This window comes from Rhodopirellula maiorica SM1 (assembly GCF_000346295.1).
In the GTDB taxonomy this organism is placed as follows: Bacteria; Planctomycetota; Planctomycetia; order Pirellulales; family Pirellulaceae; genus Novipirellula; species Novipirellula maiorica.
Map to the genome: position 1 here is coordinate 1 of NZ_ANOG01000520.1, position 858 is coordinate 858.

The window sequence follows — 858 nt, forward strand, 5'->3', positions numbered from 1 at the left end:
GTAGACGTCGGCCTCATATCGGGTTTCTGTACGTAACCTGGCGGGTCTTGGCGTGAATGTGTCTGGCGACGGTTTTTAACGTTGAAGCTTGTCCGGTTCGGTATTTGTTGAACCAGAACTGTTCTCGGCGGCTAGCCAGATTTACGGTCACATTCGCAGGCTTCCTTCCCACGGATTGTCACCTCCCCGCAGTTGCCTTCGCCTCGTACTGTTCTTTCGTTAGAATTTCATTTGGTATACTGACTCCATGAAAGAAACCGGAACTAAGTACAAGGGACTTTCACCCCACAAGATCACGCCCATGCTGGGCGTACTGCACACGGAGCACGGCGTCGCGCAGCTACAAATTGAGAATCAAATCGCCGTGCCCGGTGACGGCGGTCGTTATGCGACGGAGGTTGACTTGCTCACAAAACGCCAATGGCTGCTGCTGGATCGGCTCGCAGACCAAGATGAGCCTCTTGAATGTGCCTACAACGCCTATGCCGACGGCGACCGTTCCATTGACCCGCGTCGAATGCTGGACGACATTCTCCTTCTAGTTCAACGGGGACTGATCACGATCCGTCAGGAACCAATTTCGGCGCTTCAACAGACCTTTAAAACTAAAACAATCACTCCCAAGTCGGCATCTGAGATCGTTGGCGACTTGACCGATGATTTTGAGAACTTTTGTGTGAAACGAGACTACCTACACTACGCGACGCTTGGCGAGGGACCGAACGCGACTGCCGGTGTGCCGTTTGGAATATGGATCGACATGACGACTGCTGGTCGGCGCGAATGGAACGACGCCAAATACGAACCTTACTACCCAGATCAAATCGCATAACAATGACATGCACGGGAGGACGGCTT

At 52.9% G+C, this 858-nt stretch carries 1 protein-coding gene; it reads left to right on the forward strand.

Annotated features, from left to right (window positions below):
• Window positions 1-247: 247 nt before the first annotated feature.
• Entirely contained in the window at window positions 248-832 is a 585-nt protein-coding gene (locus tag RMSM_RS16610; RefSeq protein WP_008698548.1) for a hypothetical protein, read from the forward strand.
• The last annotated feature ends 26 nt before the right edge of the window (window positions 833-858 follow it).